The following is a 16,097-nucleotide window of genomic DNA, read 5'->3' as shown; positions in this document are numbered from 1 at the left end:
GCATGAGCCGAGCCTTCGTACTGCCGGCCCGCGAGGCGCGGACCAGCACCTTTCAGCGCTGGTGGGACATGCGTGGCGAGTGGGTCGAGGAGCCCAACCGGCGACGCGCCGGCGAAAGCGGCGTGCAGCGGATTCGCCCGCGCGATCTGCAGCAGCCGTTGCTCTACTGCAAGCGCCAGATCGGCCATCTGTACCGCTCGCCGCTGCATCCGTTCGGCCGGCCCACGGTGCTGCGCGAGTGCCACGCGCTGCAGGCCCTGCGTGATCTCGGGGTGCGCGTGCCGGAGCTGATCTACTGCGGTACGCGGCAGCAGGCAGGGCAGTGGCAGGCCCTGCTGGTAACGGCCGAACTGCAGGGCTTCGTCAGCCTGGAGGACTGGTACGACGAGGGCATGCCGGGCTACTACGGCAGCGTCGTGCAGGCACGCATGCTGGATGCGGTCGGCCGCACCCTCGGGCGTCTCCACCACGCGCGTTGGCAGCATGGTTGCTGTTACCCCAAGCACATTTTCCTCAGGGTCCATGGCCAAGACGATGGAGCGCAGGTCGAGGTGGCCCTGCTCGATCTGGAAAAGAGCCGGCGTCGGCTGCGCCGTCACGCCGCCGCCCGGCATGACCTGCGCCAGCTCAGGCGTCATTGCACGGCCATGAGCGAACCGGACTGGCAACGGCTGCTGACCGCCCATGCCGGCTATCGCGAGGTGCGCTGCGATGTCGCCTGAATGCTCATCCGAAAGCGGCAGCACAGTGGCCGATGGCGCGGCGCTCAAGGGGCGCAGCGGCCTGATGCGGCTGTGGCTCGCCGGGGGCTATTCGCTGGCCGGCCTGCGGGCCGCCTACCGCGGCGAAGCGGCGTTCCGCCAGGTGGTGCTGCTCTGCCTGCTGCTGATACCGCTGGCATTCCTGCTCGAGGTCAGTCGGGTCGAGCGCGCCGTGCTGATCGCCGTGGTGCTGTTGGCGCCCATCGTCGAGCTGCTCAATTCGGCCATCGAGGCCACCGTCGACCGCATTTCGCTGGAGCTGCACCCGCTGTCCAAGCGCGCCAAGGACATGGGCAGCGCGGCGCAGCTGCTGACCATGCTGCTGATCGCGCTGATCTGGGCGGTGATCCTCCTCTGAATTTCTTCCATTCACCCAGGACTTTCCCATGACCGACGCAACCGCCCGCGCGCAGGCTGTCCAGCCCGGACTACGCCACCATCTGCTGTTCATGGCTGGCACTGCGCTCGCACTGCTGACGCTGTTGGCACTGCTGCGCCTGGCACTGCTGCTGTTCAACCGCGAGCTGCTTGGTGACGCCTCGCTGGCCACCCTGCTCGAAGGCTTCGGCAACGGCCTGCGTTTCGACCTGCGCGTGCTGGTATATATCTTCGTGCCGCTGTCGTTGGCGGTGCTTAGCCCGCGCGCAATGGCCGCGCGCAGGCTGCAGCGAGTCTGGCTTACCGCCTGCGCCAGTCTGGCGATCCTGCTCGGCGTGATCGAGCTGAACTTCTATCAGGAGTTTCATCAGCGGCTGAATGCGCTGGTCTTCCAATACCTCGGCGAGGACCCGGCCACGGTGTTGAGCATGCTCTGGCACGGCTTTCCGGTGGTCACGTTGTTGAGCGTCTGGGGCGGGCTGACGCTGGTCTGGGCGCTGCTGCTCCGCTGGCTCGACGGTCGCTGCCGGCCGCGCGGCGTCAGCCAGATGCGCCGCTCGCCAGCTCGTCCGCCGCTGGCCTGGCACTGGCGTGGCGCCACGCTGCTGGTGCTGGTCCTGATCAGCGTGGTCGCCGCTCGCGGCACCCTGCGTCAGGGCCCGCCGCTACGCTGGGGCGATGCCTTCACCACCGACTCGGTGTTCATCAACCAGCTCGGCCTGAACCCGGCGCTGACCCTCTACGAGGCGGCGAAGAACCGCTATTCCGATCATCGCGACAACGCCTGGGAAGCCGTGCTGCCCGAGGACGAGGCCCTGGCGGTCACCCGCGAGCTGCTGTTGACCGGCAACGACCAGCTGGCCGACCCGGAGCTGGCCGCTGTGCGCCGCGACTACCGGGCGCCGGAGGCCGGTCGATTGCCGGTGCGTAACGTGGTGGTCATCCTGATGGAGAGTTTCGCCGGGCGCTATGTCGGCGCCTTGGGCAGCCGCGATGGCATCACACCCCACTTCGACCGCCTGGCCGGTGAGGGCCTGCTGTTCGAGCGCTTCTTCGCCAACGGCACCCACACCCACCAGGGCATGTTCGCCAGCATGGCGTGCTTTCCCAATCTGCCGGGGTTCGAGTACCTGATGCAGTCACCGGAGGGCGGCAACCGCTTCTCCGGGCTACCGCAGCTGCTCAGCGCCCGGGCGTTCAATGACGTCTACGTCTACAACGGCGATTTCGCCTGGGACAACCAGGCCGGCTTCTTCGGCAACCAGGGCATGACCCGTTTCGTCGGGCGCAACGACTACGTCGACCCGGTGGTGGCTGACCCGACCTGGGGCGTCTCCGACCAGGACATGTTCGACCGCGCCGTGCAGGAGCTCGGCGCGCTGGCACCGGACGAGCCCTTCTATGCACTGCTGCAGACGCTGTCCAACCACACACCCTATGCGCTGCCGGACCCGCTGCCAGTGCCGGCGGTCGCCGGCCATGGCTCGCAGGATGCGCACTTGACCGCCATGCGTTATTCCGACTGGGCGCTGGGCCGCTTCTTCGAGCAGGCCAAGCGCCAGCCCTGGTACAAGGACACCCTGTTCGTCGTGGTCGGCGACCATGGTTTCGGCGCGCCGGAACAGCTCACCGAGATGGATCTGTTCCGCTTCCACGTGCCGCTGCTGCTGATCGCCCCGGGCGTCACCGAGCAGTTCGGCAGCCGGCGCGAAGTGGTGGGTACCCAGGTCGACGTGGTGCCGACCATCATGGGCCGCCTCGGGGGCGAGGTGCGCCATCAGTGCTGGGGTCGCGACCTGCTGGCACTGGATGAACGTGACCCGGGCTTCGGCATCATCAAACCCTCGGGCAGCGACCAGACCGTGGCGATGATCCGCGGCGAGCAGATCCTGGTACAGCCCAAGGACCTCGAGCCGCGCCTTTACCGCTATCGCCTCGGTGCCGATGCCAGCGCCCAGCGGATCGAGGATGCCGCCAACGCGGCGTCGATGCTGCGCCAGCTGCAGGCCTATCTGCAGGTGGCCACCGGCAGCCTGCTGGCCAACACCGCGGGCGATCGTGAGCGGAAGGAGACGGCAACCGGAGAAACGCTGGCGCGCGCTGCCGCCGACGGTGAACCACCGATTGCGCCGAAGGGCCAGCGCGGCCCCCGCGAGGGCTGAGGGCTCAAGTGCGCCGAGCGCTCGCCCGCGCGGCCAGGCCGTGCCCGCGAAGCGCCGAGCAGCAAGTGGCGTGCCGAGGCTGGCGAGCGCGCTGCTGCCTCAGCGGCGAACCAGCAGCACCCCGGCTTCCATGTGGTGGGTGTAGGGGAACTGATCGAACAGCGCGCAGCGCTCGATGCGATGGGTATCGGCGAGCTGGGCGATGTTCTGCGCCAGGGTCTCCGGATTGCAGGAGATGTAGAGGATGCGCTCGAAGCGACGGGTCAGTTCGCAGGTGTCCGGGTCCATGCCGGCGCGCGGCGGGTCGACGAAGACGCTGCCGAAGTCGTAGCTCTTCAGGTCGATTCCGGCGAGGCGGCGGAACGGGCGCACCTCGTTCAGCGCCTGGGTCAGTTCTTCGGCGGAGAGGCGCACCAGCTCGATGTTATCGAGGCCGTTGTCTTCGATGTTGGCCAGCGCAGCGTTGACCGAGGTCTTGCTGATCTCGGTGGCCAGTACGCGGCGCACGCGGGTGGCCAGCGGCAGGGTGAAGTTGCCGTTGCCGCAGTACAGCTCCAACAGGTCTTCATCGCGTTCGCCGAGCGCCTCGTACGCCCAGTTCAGCATCTTCTGGCAGACCTCGCCGTTGGGCTGGGTGAAGGCGCCTTCCGGCTGGCGGTAGCGGAAGCTGCGGCCGGCGACCACCAGCTGTTCTTCCACGTAATCGCGCCCGATGACGATGCGCTTGCCCTTGGAGCGGCCGACCAGGCTGACGCCGAGGTCTGCGGCGAGCTGCTCGGCTTCGGCCTGCCAGGCCTCGTCCAATGGGCGGTGGTAGGCGAGGGTGATCAGCGCATCGCCGCTCAGGGTGGTGAGAAATTCCACCTGGAACAGTTTGAAGCTGAGTACTTCCGAGGCCTGCCAGGCGGCCTTCAGTTGCGGCATCAGCTCGTTGATGCGGCGGCTGGCGATAGGGAAGTCGTCGATCAGGATCGCCTTGTGCTTGTCGCCCTGCTCGAACATCGCGTAATGGCGCTGGCCGTCTTCGCGCCACAGGCGGAACTCGGCACGCAGGCGGTAATGCTCGCGCGGCGAATCGAAGACTTCCGCTGCCGGTGCATCGAACGGTGCCAGCAGCTCCTCCAGCCGGGCGGCTTTCTCGGCGAGTTGGGCGTCGTATTGGGCGGGGTCGAGCTGGGGCAGCGGCATGGCAGGGCTTCGTGCAGAGGTTTCAGGAGCTTCGCGGCCAAGCCCACTTCCGGGCGGACAGTGGGAGCGGCCGCGAACGTGTACGGTCTGATCAGCCGGTAAACCAGCCCAGCTTGACCACGAACAGTGCCGAGAGCACCCACATCGCCGGGCTCAGCTCGCGCCAGCGGCCGGCCAGCAGCTTGATGGCGGTCCAGGCGATGAAGCCGAAGGCAATGCCGTTGGCGATGGAGAAGGTCAGCGGCATGGCCAGCGCGGCGATGGCCACCGGCGCGGCGACGGTGAGGTCGTCCCAGTCGATCCCGGCCAGGCTGCTCATCATCAGCACGGCGACAAACAGCAGCGCCGGGGCGGTGGCATAGGCCGGCACGGCGCCGGCCAGCGGGGCGAAGAACAGGCTGAGCAGGAACAGCAGGGCGACCACGCAGGCGGTCAGGCCGGTGCGGCCACCGGCAGCGGTACCGGCGGCGGATTCGATGTAGCTGGTGGTGGTCGAGGTGCCCAGCGCCGCGCCGGCCATGGTGGCGGTGCTGTCGGCGAGCAGGGCGCGGCCCAGGCGCGGCATCTTGCCGTCCTTGTCCAGCAGCTCGGCTTTCTGCGCCACGCCGATCAGGGTGCCGGAAGTGTCGAACAGGTCGACGAAGAGGAAGGCGAAGATCACGCTGATCAGGCCGATATCCAGCGCGCCCATGATGTCCAGCTGCATGAAGGTCGGCGCCAGCGACGGCGGCATCGACACCACGCCGTTGAGCTGCGACAGGCCGAGCAGGATCGACAGGCCGGTGACCACCAGGATGCCGATCATCACCGCACCGGTGACCTTGCGGTAGGCCAGCGCGGCGATCAGAAAGAAGCCCAAGCACGCCAGCAGCGGGCCGCCGGCGCTGAGGTCGCCGAGGCCAACCAGGGTGGCCGGGTTGTCGACGACGATGCCGGCGTTCTTCAGGGCGATGATCGCCAGGAACAGGCCGATACCGGCGGCAATGCCGGCGCGCAGGGCCAGCGGAATGCTGTGGATGATCCATTCACGGATCTTGAAGATCGACAGCCCGAAGAAGATCAGGCCGGAAAGGAACACCGCACCCAGCGCGGTCTGCCAGGTGTAACCCATGGTCAGCACCACGGTGTAGGTGAAGAAGGCGTTCAGGCCCATGCCCGGTGCCAGCGCGATCGGGTAGTTGGCGACCAGACCCATGATCGCCGAGCCGATGGCTGCCGCCAGGCAGGTGGCGACGAACACCGCGCCGTGGTCCATGCCGGTCTCGGCGAGGATGCTCGGGTTGACGAAGAGGATGTAGGCCATCGTCAGGAAGGTGGTGATGCCGGCCAGGATCTCGGTGCGCAGCGTGGTGTTGTGCGCCTTGAGTTGAAACAGCTTTTCCAGCATGGTCGATCCTCTTGTGCCGGTTAAGTGTGGGGCCGTCGCCTCTGGCGGGCGGCTGGCCTGTCGTCGCAAAAGCCGGGCATCTTACACCGGCCGGCAGCGCGGTTGAATTTCCATTGAGCAGGTGAACGCCATGAGCAAACGTGTCCTGATTCCGATCGCCGACGGTTCCGAAGACCTGGAGGCCGTCACCCTGATCGACGTGCTGCGCCGTGCCGAGTTCGACGTGGTGGTGGCCAGCGCCGAGGAACGGCGCATGCTGACCTGTGCGCGCGGCACCCGGATCACTGCCGACACCATGCTGCTCGATGTGCTGGCGCAGGACTTCGACCTCATCGTGCTGCCCGGCGGCATGCCCGGCGCGAAGACCCTCGGCGAGCTGGAGCCACTGGCCGAGCGCGTACGCCAGCAGGCCCGCGCCGGACTGGACTACGCGGCGATCTGCGCCGCGCCGGCGGTGGCGCTGCACCCCTACGGCGTGCTCAAGGGCCGCCAGGTGACCTGCTACCCAGGCATGAGCGACAACCTCACCGGCACGCATTTCCTCGACCAGCCGGTGGTGGTGGACGGCAACTGCATCACCAGCCAGGGCCCGGCGACCGCCCTGGAGTTCGCCCTGACCCTGGTGGAGCGCCTGGCCGGTCGCGGCAAGCGGCGCGAGGTGGCTGACGCCATGCTGGTGCCGGCGACGAACTAACCACGCAGCCCATCGGTCACTGCTTGCATGCCGGCCAGCCGGTGCAAACAGTGAATTCGAGGAGAACGATGGACAGTGTCGATCTGGCAGTGCTGCGGCGTGCCCGCGACTGGTTGCGTGACGGTCACGCGGTGGTGCTCTACACGGTGATCGAAACCTGGGGCAGTGCGCCGCGCCCGGAGGGCTCGCTGCTGGCGCTGCGCGGTGACGGCCGTGTCGAGGGCTCGGTGTCCGGTGGCTGCGTCGAGGACGACCTGCTCGCCCGGGTCATGGCCGATGAGCCACCGTCGACCTGCCAGCTGATCACCTATGGCGTGAGCAAGGAGGAATCCGCGCGTTTCGGCCTGCCCTGCGGTGGCACCCTGCGCCTGCTACAGGAGCCATTGCGCGATGCCGGCTGGATCGACGAGCTGCTGTCGCGCTGCGCCGCACACGAGCGGCTGCTGCGCCGGCTGGACATGGCCAGCGGCGCGGTCGTCCTGCAGCCCGCCGGGCGTGAGGCTGTGCTGCAGTTCGATGGCCATACCCTGCGCGCGCCATTCGGTCCGGCCTGGCGCCTGCTGATGATCGGCGCGGGGCAGCTGTCGCGCTATGTCGCCGACCTGGCTCATGGCCTCGGCTTCGAGGTGCTGATCTGTGACCCACGCGAAGGCTATGCCCACGACTGGAATCCGGCCGCCGTGCGCTTCGTGCCCGGCATGCCGGACGACGCCGTGCTGGCCATCGAGCCGGATGCGCACACCGCCATCGTCGCGCTGACCCACGACCCGCGGCTGGACGACATGGCGCTGCTCACCGCGCTGCAGTCCGAAGCCTTCTACGTCGGCGCCCTGGGCTCGCGGGTCAATAGCGAGAAGCGCAAGGCGCGCCTGCTCTCGCTGGGTCTTGGCGAGCGCCAGGTGCAGCGCCTGCACGGCCCCATCGGGCTGCCCATCGGCAGCCGCACGCCGGCGGAAATTGCCCTGTCGCTGATGGCCGAGGTGGTGGCGCTGAAGAATGGCGCCCTGGCGCCGAGCCTGTCGGCGCAGCAGCGCTGTGCCTGAGCGCAGGGTGCCTGGTGCCGGTGTCTGCGCCGTCGTGCTCGCCGCCGGGCAGGGCAGCCGTTACCGCGCGGCCGGTGGTGCGGACAAGCTGCTGGCGCCGAGCCTCAGCGATGCGCCGGCGCCGCCGGTGCTCGCCGCCACGCTGGCGAACCTGCGCGGCGTCGCCGAGCGGCTGCTGGTGGTGACCCGCGCCGACAATGGTCCGCTGCACGACTGGCTTGGCGCCCATGCCGGGGACTGCGAGCGGCTGCTGGTGGAGACCCGTGGCCTCGGTCATAGCCTGGCCCAGGCGGTCGCCCATGCACCGGCGGCCCGCGGCTGGCTGGTGGCGCTGGGCGACATGCCCTATGTCCAGCCAGCGACCCTGCGGGCCATCGTCGCGGCGATCGACCACGACAATCTGGTGGTGCCTGTCCATCAGGGGCGGCCCGGCCATCCGCGCGGGATTGGTGGCGCTCATCGCGAACGGTTGCTGCAGCTCGATGGCGATCGCGGTGCCCAGGCGCTGTTCGCCCGGCATGCCGTGCAGCAGCTGGAGGTGGACGACCCCGGCGTGTTGCAGGACATCGACCACCCGGGCGATCGCCGGCGGTGCTGATCCGATAAGCCTGCACGGAGATGCTCCGGCCCCCGCTCAGGGAGCTGAACGATTTCGGCGCCACGCCAGTCGTACCCCAAGACGCACGGACAGCGCACACCAATGCCCAAACCGTGAGGCTGCCATGAGCGAACATTCTTCAGCTGCAGGCCAGACCTGCACCATCAGCCTGGAGCTGAACGGCGAACGCCGTGAGCTCCAGGTGCAACCCTGGACCACCTTGCTCGACCTGCTGCGCGACCAGCTCGGCCTGACCGGCACCAAGAAAGGCTGCGATCACGGCCAGTGCGGCGCCTGCACGGTGCTGCTCGACGGGCGGCGCATCAACAGTTGCCTGACCCTGGCGGTGATGCACGACGGCGCGCGTCTGACCACCATCGAGGGCCTGGCCAGCACCGAGGCGCTGCACCCGCTGCAGGCCGCCTTCGTCAAGCACGATGCCTTCCAGTGTGGTTATTGCACGCCGGGGCAGATCTGCTCGGCGGCCGGGCTCGCGGCCGAGCACCGCGCCAGCAGCCGCGACGAGATCCGCGAACACATGAGCGGCAACCTCTGCCGCTGCGGCGCCTATCCGAACATCCTCGCCGCCATCGAGGAGGCACTGCCGGTGCTACGTGGCCAGGAGGGTGCGCAATGACGCCGTTCAGCTACCAGCGCCCCGAACGTATCGACCAGGCCATCGCCCTGCACGGGCCGGACAGCCGCTATATCGCCGGTGGCACCAACCTGCTCGACCTGATGAAGGAAAACGTGCTGCATCCGGGCCAGCTGATCGACATCAACGGCCTGCCGCTGCGTGAGATCGAACAGACAGCCGAGGGTGGCCTGCGCATCGGTGCTCTGGTGAGCAACGCCGACCTGGCCTGGCACCCGCAGATCGAGCAGCGCTACCCGCTGCTGAGCAAGGCCATTCTTGCCGGGGCATCGCCCCAGCTGCGCAACATGGCCAGCACCGGCGGTAATCTGCTGCAGCGCACCCGCTGCTACTACTTCTATGACACCGCCACCCCGTGCAACAAGCGCGATCCAGGGTCCGGCTGCGGCGCACACGACGGGCGCAACCGCATCCACGCCATCCTCGGTGCCAGCGAGGCGTGCGTCGCCGTGCATCCCTCGGACATGTGCGTCGCGCTGGCGGCGCTGGACGCGCGGGTGCACATCGAAGGGCCGCATGGCCAGCGGCGCGTCGACCTGGTGGACTTTCACCGCCTGCCCGGCGACCAGCCGCAGCTGGACAACGTGCTCACCGAGGGCGAGCTGATCACCGCCGTCGAACTGCCGGTGGAGGGCTTCGCCAGCCACTGCGCCTACCTCAAGGTGCGTGACCGCGCGTCCTACGCTTTCGCGCTGGTCTCCGTTGCCGCCGCGCTGGAGGTCGATGGCGACATCATCCGTCGCGCACGCATCGCCCTGGGCGGCGTGGCCCACAAGCCCTGGCGCCTGGAGGAAGCCGAAGACCTGCTCAGTGGTCAGCGCGCCGAGCCGGCGAGGTTCGCCGCGGCGGCCGATCGCCTGCTGCAAGGTGCGCAACCGCTTGCCGACAATGCCTTCAAGATCGACCTGGCCCATCGCGCCATCGTGCGCGCGCTCACCGAAGCCGCCGGAGGAACCGTCCGATGAACAGTGCCAACTCTCCACTCGGCAAGCCGCTGGATCGCGTCGACGGCCCGCTCAAGGTCACCGGCAAGGCCTGCTATGCCGCCGAAGCCGAGGTGCCGGGGCTGCTCTACGGCGCGGTGGTCTCGAGCCGCATCGCCCGTGGCCGAGTCACGCGCATCGACGCCGCCGCGGCCGAGGCACTGCCCGGCGTGCGCCTGGTGCTGACCCATCAGAACCGACCGCCGGTGGCCAGCTACGACGAGCCCTACGAGGATGACGATGCCGCCGAAGGCTCGCCGTTCCGCCCGCTGTACAACGACCGTGTGCTCTACAGCGGCCAGCCTCTGGCGCTGGTGGTGGCCGAGACCCAAGCGCTGGCGCGCCATGCGGCGAGCCTGGTGCGAGTCGAATACGAAGTCGAGGCACACCAGACCGATCTGCAGGCCGTGCGCGATCAGGCCCACGATGCGCCTGCCGAGCTCCCCGAGCCGCGTGGTGATTTCGACTCGGCGTTCGCGGCGGCGGCAAATCGCATCGACCGTGAGTACGAGACCCCGGTGGAACACCACAACCCCATGGAGCCGCATGCTTCCATCGTCCAGTATCAGCCGGGCGGGGAGCTGCTGATCCACGACAAGACCCAGGGCGTGCAGAACTGCCAGCGCTACCTGGAGCAGGTGTTCGACATGGAGGGCAAGATCCGCGTGCTGTCGCCCTTCGTCGGCGGTGCCTTCGGCTCCGGCCTGCGCCCGCAGTACCAGCTGCCGCTGGCAGTAATGGCCGCGCTCAAGCTCAAGGCCGCGGTGCGCGTCGAGCTGACTCGCCAGCAGATGTTCACCTTCGGCTATCGCCCGCGGACCGTCCAGCAGCTCAAGCTCGCCGCCGATGGCGAAGGGCGGTTGCAGGCCATCGAGCACAGGGCCATCGGCCAGACCTCGCGCTTCGAGGACTTCACCGAGCACGAGGTGGAGTGGTCCGGCATGCTCTACGCCTGCGACAACGTGCGCCTCGGCTACCGTCTGGCACCGCTGGACGTCTATACCCCGCTGGACATGCGCGCCCCGGGGGCGACCATTGGCGTCTATGCGCTGGAGTGCGCGATGGACGAGCTGGCTTATGAAATCGGTATCGATCCGCTGGAGCTGCGCTTGCGCAATTACACCGAGACCAACGGTAACGAGGGCAAGCGCTATTCCAGCAAGGAACTGCGTGCCTGCTACCAGCAGGGTGCCGAGCGTTTCGGCTGGTCGCGGCGCCCGACGCAGCCACGCAGTCTGCGCGACGGCCATCAACTGGTCGGCATGGGCATGGCCACCGGTGTCTGGGAGGCGATGCAGATGCCTGCCTCTGCTCGCGCCTGTCTCGACGCGGACGGAAGGCTGCTGGTAACTAGCGCCACCGCCGACATCGGCACCGGCACCTATACCGCGATGACCCAGATCGCCGCCGACGCGATGGGCCTGCCGATGAGCGAGGTGGAATTCCGTCTCGGCGACTCCAGCCTGCCGCAGGCGCCGCTGGAAGGCGGTTCGGCCACCGTGTCATCGGTGGGCAGCGCCGTGCAGCGGGCCTGCGCCGGCCTGCGGCAGAAGCTGCTGGACGCCGTGCAGCAGTCGCCGGCCTCGCCGTTCACCGGGGCGAGTCTGGACGCGGTGGAGTTCGTCGATGGGCAGCTGTGGCTGAAAACCGGTGAACATGCCGTGGCGCTGCGCGACATCGTCCAGGTCAGCGGGGCGCTGGACGCCGAAGCCAGCGTCAAGCCTGACGAGAAGCGCGACGCCTGGGCGACCGCGACCCATTCGGCGGTGTTCGTCGAGGTGCGCGTCGACGAGGACCTTGGCACCATCAAGGTCAGTCGCGTGGTCAGTGCGATCGCCGCCGGACGAATCGTCAACCCGAAGACGGCCGGCAACCAGATCGTCGGCGGCGTGGTATGGGGCATCGGCCAGGCGCTGCACGAGGAGACGCTGATCGACCACCGGCTCGGCCGCTACATGAACCACAACCTCGCCGAGTACCACATCCCGGTGAACGCGGACATTCCCGAGGTCGAGGTGATCTTCGTCGAGGAACACGACGAGGTGGTCAACGAGCTCGGGTCGAAGGGAGTAGGGGAGATCGGTATCGTCGGTGTGGCAGCGGCGGTGGCCAATGCGATCTACAACGCGACCGGCAGGCGGGTAAGGGACCTGCCGATTACCCTGGATAAACTGCTGTAGTCGCCGGCGTGCAGGGTGGGTTTCGGCCCGCCGGTCGGCTGCGGAAATGGAGTCGCTGATCGTCCCCGCGCTGCGTGGGCATGCCACGGCGGGCCTCTGCGTTCGGGGCGTGTGGACCATCAGAACGTAGCGTGACCCTTTTGGGGGCTTTAGCCCATCAGTGCGGCAAAAGGTTGCTGGGTCGTCACGAGGATAACGAGTTGCCTGACGGCTTGGTTTTCGCCCTGCTGGGCGAGTCACTTTTTCTTGTCTGGCCAAGAAAAAGTAACCAAAAAGAAGGCCACCCGGCATCCGGGTTTTGCTTCGCAAAACTTCCCTCCCTCCGGCGTTGCTCCGGGGGCCGTCGCGAAGGGACGTCCCTGTCCCTTCGCTCCTCGCTCGGCGTCCTGCCTCGCGCGCCCCTACGCAACGCCTACGCTCGGCCTCCTGACGGGGAATGGGGTCCGAGTGTGCCTGTAGGTTTTCGGTCGCGATCTTTCGCTTTTTCTGGCGCGCGTGGGCATGCGACTTCACGCGCCCCGGGATCAAACCTTCAATACCCGCCTCAGCAGGAACTGCCTCACCGGCACCACCGCTCGCTCCTGCGCCAGCACGCACACCACGATGCACAATCCCAGATACAGCGGATAGAAGGCCGGCGTCAGTGCCAGTTCCCCCGCCTGAGCCACGCAATCGGCCCAGTCCTCGAGGCATTCGGCCGATACCGCCCCGAGCAGCTTCTCCGAGCGCGAGAAGAGGATGAACACCGGCACATGCAGCACGAACAGCGGCAACGAGGCCGCGCCGAGGCGCTGTGACCAGCCGACCACTGCGGCACTGCGTGGCGTGGCGATCAGCGCGCAGAGCCAGACCAGCGCCAGTTGCGCCGGCAGCAGCAGGCCGTTGTGCAACAGGAAATACCAGTAGCGTTCGCCCTTGAGCAGCCACATCGTGGCCAGAAAGCTCGCCAGCACGAAGGCCCCCAGTGCCAGCCGTGCTGCGATGCCGAGTTGCCCGCCGGCCGCTCGCCATTCGCGGAACAGCCCGCAGAGCAGAATGCCGGCGAGAAATTCCGGCAGCCGCAGCAGCGGCATGCGGTGCAGCATGCCGGTGACGGGAATGCCGTAGGCATCCTGCTGGATCGCCCACAGCGGCGGCAGCAGGTAGAGCGCGGCGATCGCCAGCAGCCACCAGCCCTTGTGGCGCAGGCGCATCAGGCGCGGTGCCAGCAGCGGGAAGCACAGGTAGAAGAAGAACAGCGTGGAGATCGACCACAGCGGCGGGTTAAACGTCAGGTACAGCGGGTTCCAGGCATGCAGCATCAGCAGCTGCAGAATGAAGTTGAACGCCAGCTCGCGGTTGTTCATGAAGTACTCGAGGGCGTCGCGGGCCTCGCCGCTGAGCTCCTCGTTGGTGTCGTAGACCACATAGCGCAGGCTCGCCTTGGCGTCGTCCGGCGGAATGCCTAGCTTGGCGATGATGGTCAGCACGATGGCCGTCAGCAGCAGCGAGAACAGGTGCAGCGGGTAGAGGTTGGCCAGGCGTTTGCCGAGAAAATGCCGCGCCGGCTCGCGCAGTTCGCCCTGCCGACAATAGACGTGCGCCAGCAGAAAGCCGGAGAGGACGAAGAAGCTGCTGGTGGCGAAGAAGCCGACGCCGGCCAGCTCCGAGAGCCAGGTCGGCTCGTCCTCGACGTAGGCGTGCACGGTATGGAACAGCACGACATAGATGGCCAGCAAAAAGCGCAGCCACTCCAGTCCGATGAAATGTTCGGTGCGCGCCACTGCTCCACTCCTGCGTCGGTTGATAGTCATCGGACTCGCATCGGCGCCAGCGGTTGCGCTGCACCGGTAATCGGGACCCGGCGCACGCCCGCCAGCGCCGGTGGTCGGATAAGTGGGAAATGCACCATTCGATCCGGAGGCCCATGTTGTTGCCCGCCCAGCTTCGTTCACCGTTCGCCGCTCTGTGTCTGCTGCTGATCACGCTGTCGCTCGCCCAGCGCGCCGTGGCGCAGGACAGCATCGAATGGAGCGGCCCGTTCCTGGCGCGCCTGGCGCAGGTGGACAGGCAGACACCGGGGCAACTGGGCGTCTACGTCAAGGACATGCAGACCGGCATCTCGGTCTCCTACCATGGCGAGGACGCCTGGTACCTGGCCTCGACGGTCAAGGTGCCGATTGCCATCGCGGTGATGCGCCGTGTCGAGCAGGACGACTTGACGCTGGACAGCCCGGTGACCCTGCTTGCCAGCGACTATGTCGACGGTGCCGGCCCGACCAACAGCTATGCGCCGGGCAAGGCGCTGAGCGTGCGCTATCTGCTGGACCAGATGCTGATCCACAGCGACAACACCGCCAGCGACATGCTGATCAGGCTGGTCGGCATCGAGCAGGTCAATGCGATCACCCGCGAGCTGGTGCCCGAGGGTTTCGGGCCGATCACCACCCTGGCCGATGTGCGACGGCTGATCTATGGCGAACTGCATCCGGCGGCGCGCACCCTGTCCGGTAAGGATTTTCTCGCCCTCAAGCGGCAGCCGAACGACGCCGGCCGCCTGGCCTTGCTGCCGCGGCTGATCGGCGTGGAGCGCAGCGCGCTGGTGCCCATCAGCCTCGGCGAGGCCTACGAGCGTTACTACGCCACGCCGTTCAACTCCGGCACGCTGAAGGCCTATGGCGATCTGCTCTCGGCACTCGATGCCGGCACCGCGCTGGGGCCGGCGAGCACCGAGTACCTGCTGAGCGTGATGCGCCGGGTCGAGACCGGCGGGCGGCGAATCAAGGCTGGCCTGCCGTCCGGCACCGGGTTCGCGCACAAGACCGGCACCCAGCGCGCGCGCATCTGCGATGCCGGGCTGGTGGACCAGCCAGGCGCGGCGGACTCGACGTCCCAGCGCCTGATCATTGTCGCCTGCGTGCGCGGGGTGGCCTCCACCACCCAGGCCGAGCGGGCATTGCGTGGCACCGGCGAGGCCGTCGCCGCAGCGGGGTTGATTCGAAGATGAGCAGATTGATCGCGTTGGGCGCACTGCTGGTGCCACTGGCCGGCCTGACGGCCTGCACCGAACAGGCCGAGGCGACCTGGAAGGATGGGCTGGAGCAGGAGCTGCGCCGCGTCGACGAGGCGTCGCCAGGCAAGCTCGGCGTGTACATCAAGCATCTGGGCGAGGACGCCGAGCTGCGTTACGACGCCGAGCGCTTCTGGTACCTCGGCTCGGCAGTGAAGGTGCCGATCGCGCTGGCCGTGCTGCAGGGCGTCGACGATGACGAGTTTCGCCTCGATCAGCGGCTGACGCTGGAGGCGGAGGACAAGGTGGACGGCTCCGGCGATCTGGTCTGGCAGGACAATGGCGTCGATTACTCGCTGCGCGACCTGCTCAAGGAAATGCTCATCGAAAGCGACAACACGGCCGCCAACATGCTGATCCGCCTGGTCGGCGAGGATGCGCTCAACCAGCGCACCCGCAAGAGCATGGGCGGTGACTTCGAGGCCATCACCAGCTTTACCCAGGTGCGGCGCGACGTATACGGCGAGGTACATCCCGATGCCGCCCGGCTGGACAACATGCAGCTGGTGGAGCTGGCCTCAGCGCCGTTCAGCAAGCCGCGTTATGAGGCGCTGGCGCGGGTACTCAATCTGCAGCAGGACGAGTTGAAGGCGGCGAGCATGGAGCAGGCCTACGAGCGCTACTACGCCCGCCAGCTCAACTCCAGCAGCCTGGTGGCCTACGGCACGATGCTGGAAAAACTGGTGCGCGGGGAGTTGCTGTCGGCCGAGAGCCGCGATCTGCTGTACGGCTTCATGAAGCTCGATACCTATGACAACTACCGGCTCGAGGCCGGGCTGCCGGAGGACGTGCCCTTCATCCAGAAGACTGGCACGCAGCTGGAGCGCGCCTGCCATGTGGGCGTGATCGAGCCGCAGGACGAGCGCCGTGCGATCGTCGTGGTGGCCTGCGCCGAAGGCCTGGACGAAGGCAAGGAAGCCGGCAGCCTGTTCGAACAGGTCGGCCAGGCGATCAGCAAGGCGTTGCTGAGCGAGGCGCCGCCGAACTGAGCCGCGCCTGCAGCAAGGCAAGCCCGGCAG

14 protein-coding genes are annotated in these 16,097 nt (G+C 67.7%); 11 read left to right on the top strand and 3 right to left on the bottom strand.

The window, feature by feature from the left end; translation table 11 throughout:
• Positions 1–2 precede the first annotated feature (2 nt).
• The 3 genes from ACVRRC_RS18725 to ACVRRC_RS18715 are packed head-to-tail and all read left to right on the top strand — an operon-like array spanning position 3 to position 3,301.
• A complete protein-coding gene (locus tag ACVRRC_RS18725; protein WP_045631812.1) occupies positions 3–722 on the top strand; it encodes a lipopolysaccharide kinase InaA family protein in 720 nt (239 codons plus the stop codon).
• Positions 712–1,119, top strand: coding sequence for a diacylglycerol kinase (locus tag ACVRRC_RS18720; RefSeq protein WP_013981819.1), 408 nt, complete (start codon positions 712–714; stop codon positions 1,117–1,119). The genes ACVRRC_RS18725 and ACVRRC_RS18720 overlap by 11 nt, the downstream gene beginning before the upstream one ends.
• Before the next feature lie 28 nt (positions 1,120–1,147).
• Complete coding sequence (locus tag ACVRRC_RS18715) at positions 1,148–3,301, top strand: LTA synthase family protein (protein WP_472997359.1); 2,154 nt, start codon at positions 1,148–1,150, stop codon at positions 3,299–3,301.
• A gap of 99 nt (positions 3,302–3,400) precedes the next feature.
• On the opposite strand, the gene trmA is transcribed toward ACVRRC_RS18715, so the two are convergent.
• Together trmA and ACVRRC_RS18705 are read right to left on the bottom strand one after the other, a co-directional pair.
• On the bottom strand, positions 3,401–4,489 hold the full coding sequence (gene trmA, locus ACVRRC_RS18710) for a tRNA (uridine(54)-C5)-methyltransferase TrmA (protein WP_472997358.1): 1,089 nt from the start codon (positions 4,487–4,489) through the stop codon (positions 3,401–3,403).
• A gap of 91 nt (positions 4,490–4,580) precedes the next feature.
• Positions 4,581–5,876: an NCS2 family permease gene (locus ACVRRC_RS18705; protein WP_011912110.1), complete on the bottom strand. Its 1,296-nt coding sequence runs from the start codon at positions 5,874–5,876 to the stop codon at positions 4,581–4,583.
• Between the two features lie 130 nt (positions 5,877–6,006).
• On the opposite strand from ACVRRC_RS18705, the gene ACVRRC_RS18700 reads away from it, so the two are divergent.
• The 6 genes from ACVRRC_RS18700 (at position 6,007) to ACVRRC_RS18675 (ending at position 12,029) form a co-directional block, all read left to right on the top strand.
• Positions 6,007–6,570 carry a DJ-1 family glyoxalase III gene (locus tag ACVRRC_RS18700; RefSeq protein WP_011912111.1) on the top strand — a complete coding sequence of 188 codons (564 nt, stop codon included), beginning with the start codon at positions 6,007–6,009 and terminating at the stop codon, positions 6,568–6,570.
• A gap of 68 nt (positions 6,571–6,638) precedes the next feature.
• The gene (locus tag ACVRRC_RS18695; protein ID WP_472997357.1) at positions 6,639–7,613 is read left to right on the top strand and encodes an XdhC family protein; all 975 of its coding nucleotides are present in this window, start codon (positions 6,639–6,641) and stop codon (positions 7,611–7,613) included.
• A gap of 7 nt (positions 7,614–7,620) precedes the next feature.
• The gene (locus ACVRRC_RS18690; RefSeq protein WP_472997356.1) at positions 7,621–8,211 is read left to right on the top strand and encodes a nucleotidyltransferase family protein; all 591 of its coding nucleotides are present in this window, start codon (positions 7,621–7,623) and stop codon (positions 8,209–8,211) included.
• Positions 8,212–8,335: 124 nt separating this feature from the next.
• Positions 8,336–8,848 (top strand): (2Fe-2S)-binding protein, encoded by a 513-nt coding sequence (locus tag ACVRRC_RS18685; protein ID WP_013981825.1) that lies wholly within the window; start codon positions 8,336–8,338, stop codon positions 8,846–8,848.
• A complete protein-coding gene (locus tag ACVRRC_RS18680; RefSeq protein WP_152480863.1) occupies positions 8,845–9,831 on the top strand; it encodes an FAD binding domain-containing protein in 987 nt (328 codons plus the stop codon). Before ACVRRC_RS18685 ends, ACVRRC_RS18680 begins: the two co-directional genes overlap by 4 nt.
• Positions 9,828–12,029: a xanthine dehydrogenase family protein molybdopterin-binding subunit gene (locus ACVRRC_RS18675; RefSeq protein ID WP_285362027.1), complete on the top strand. Its 2,202-nt coding sequence runs from the start codon at positions 9,828–9,830 to the stop codon at positions 12,027–12,029. The genes ACVRRC_RS18680 and ACVRRC_RS18675 overlap by 4 nt, the downstream gene beginning before the upstream one ends.
• A 524-nt stretch (positions 12,030–12,553) precedes the next feature.
• Here the strand turns inward: ACVRRC_RS18675 and ACVRRC_RS18670 are convergent.
• The gene (locus ACVRRC_RS18670) at positions 12,554–13,792 is read right to left on the bottom strand and encodes an acyltransferase family protein (RefSeq protein WP_472997355.1); all 1,239 of its coding nucleotides are present in this window, start codon (positions 13,790–13,792) and stop codon (positions 12,554–12,556) included.
• Positions 13,793–13,935: 143 nt separating this feature from the next.
• On the opposite strand from ACVRRC_RS18670, the gene ACVRRC_RS18665 reads away from it, so the two are divergent.
• Entirely contained in the window at positions 13,936–15,015 is a 1,080-nt protein-coding gene (locus tag ACVRRC_RS18665) for a serine hydrolase (protein WP_472997354.1), read from the top strand.
• Positions 15,012–16,067, top strand: coding sequence for a serine hydrolase (locus tag ACVRRC_RS18660; RefSeq protein WP_472997353.1), 1,056 nt, complete (start codon positions 15,012–15,014; stop codon positions 16,065–16,067). Before ACVRRC_RS18665 ends, ACVRRC_RS18660 begins: the two co-directional genes overlap by 4 nt.
• The last annotated feature ends 30 nt before the right edge of the window (positions 16,068–16,097 follow it).

The sequence above is a fragment of the Stutzerimonas sp. LR2 genome, assembly GCF_055755175.1.
This window is presented reverse-complemented; position numbering and strand designations above follow the sequence as displayed.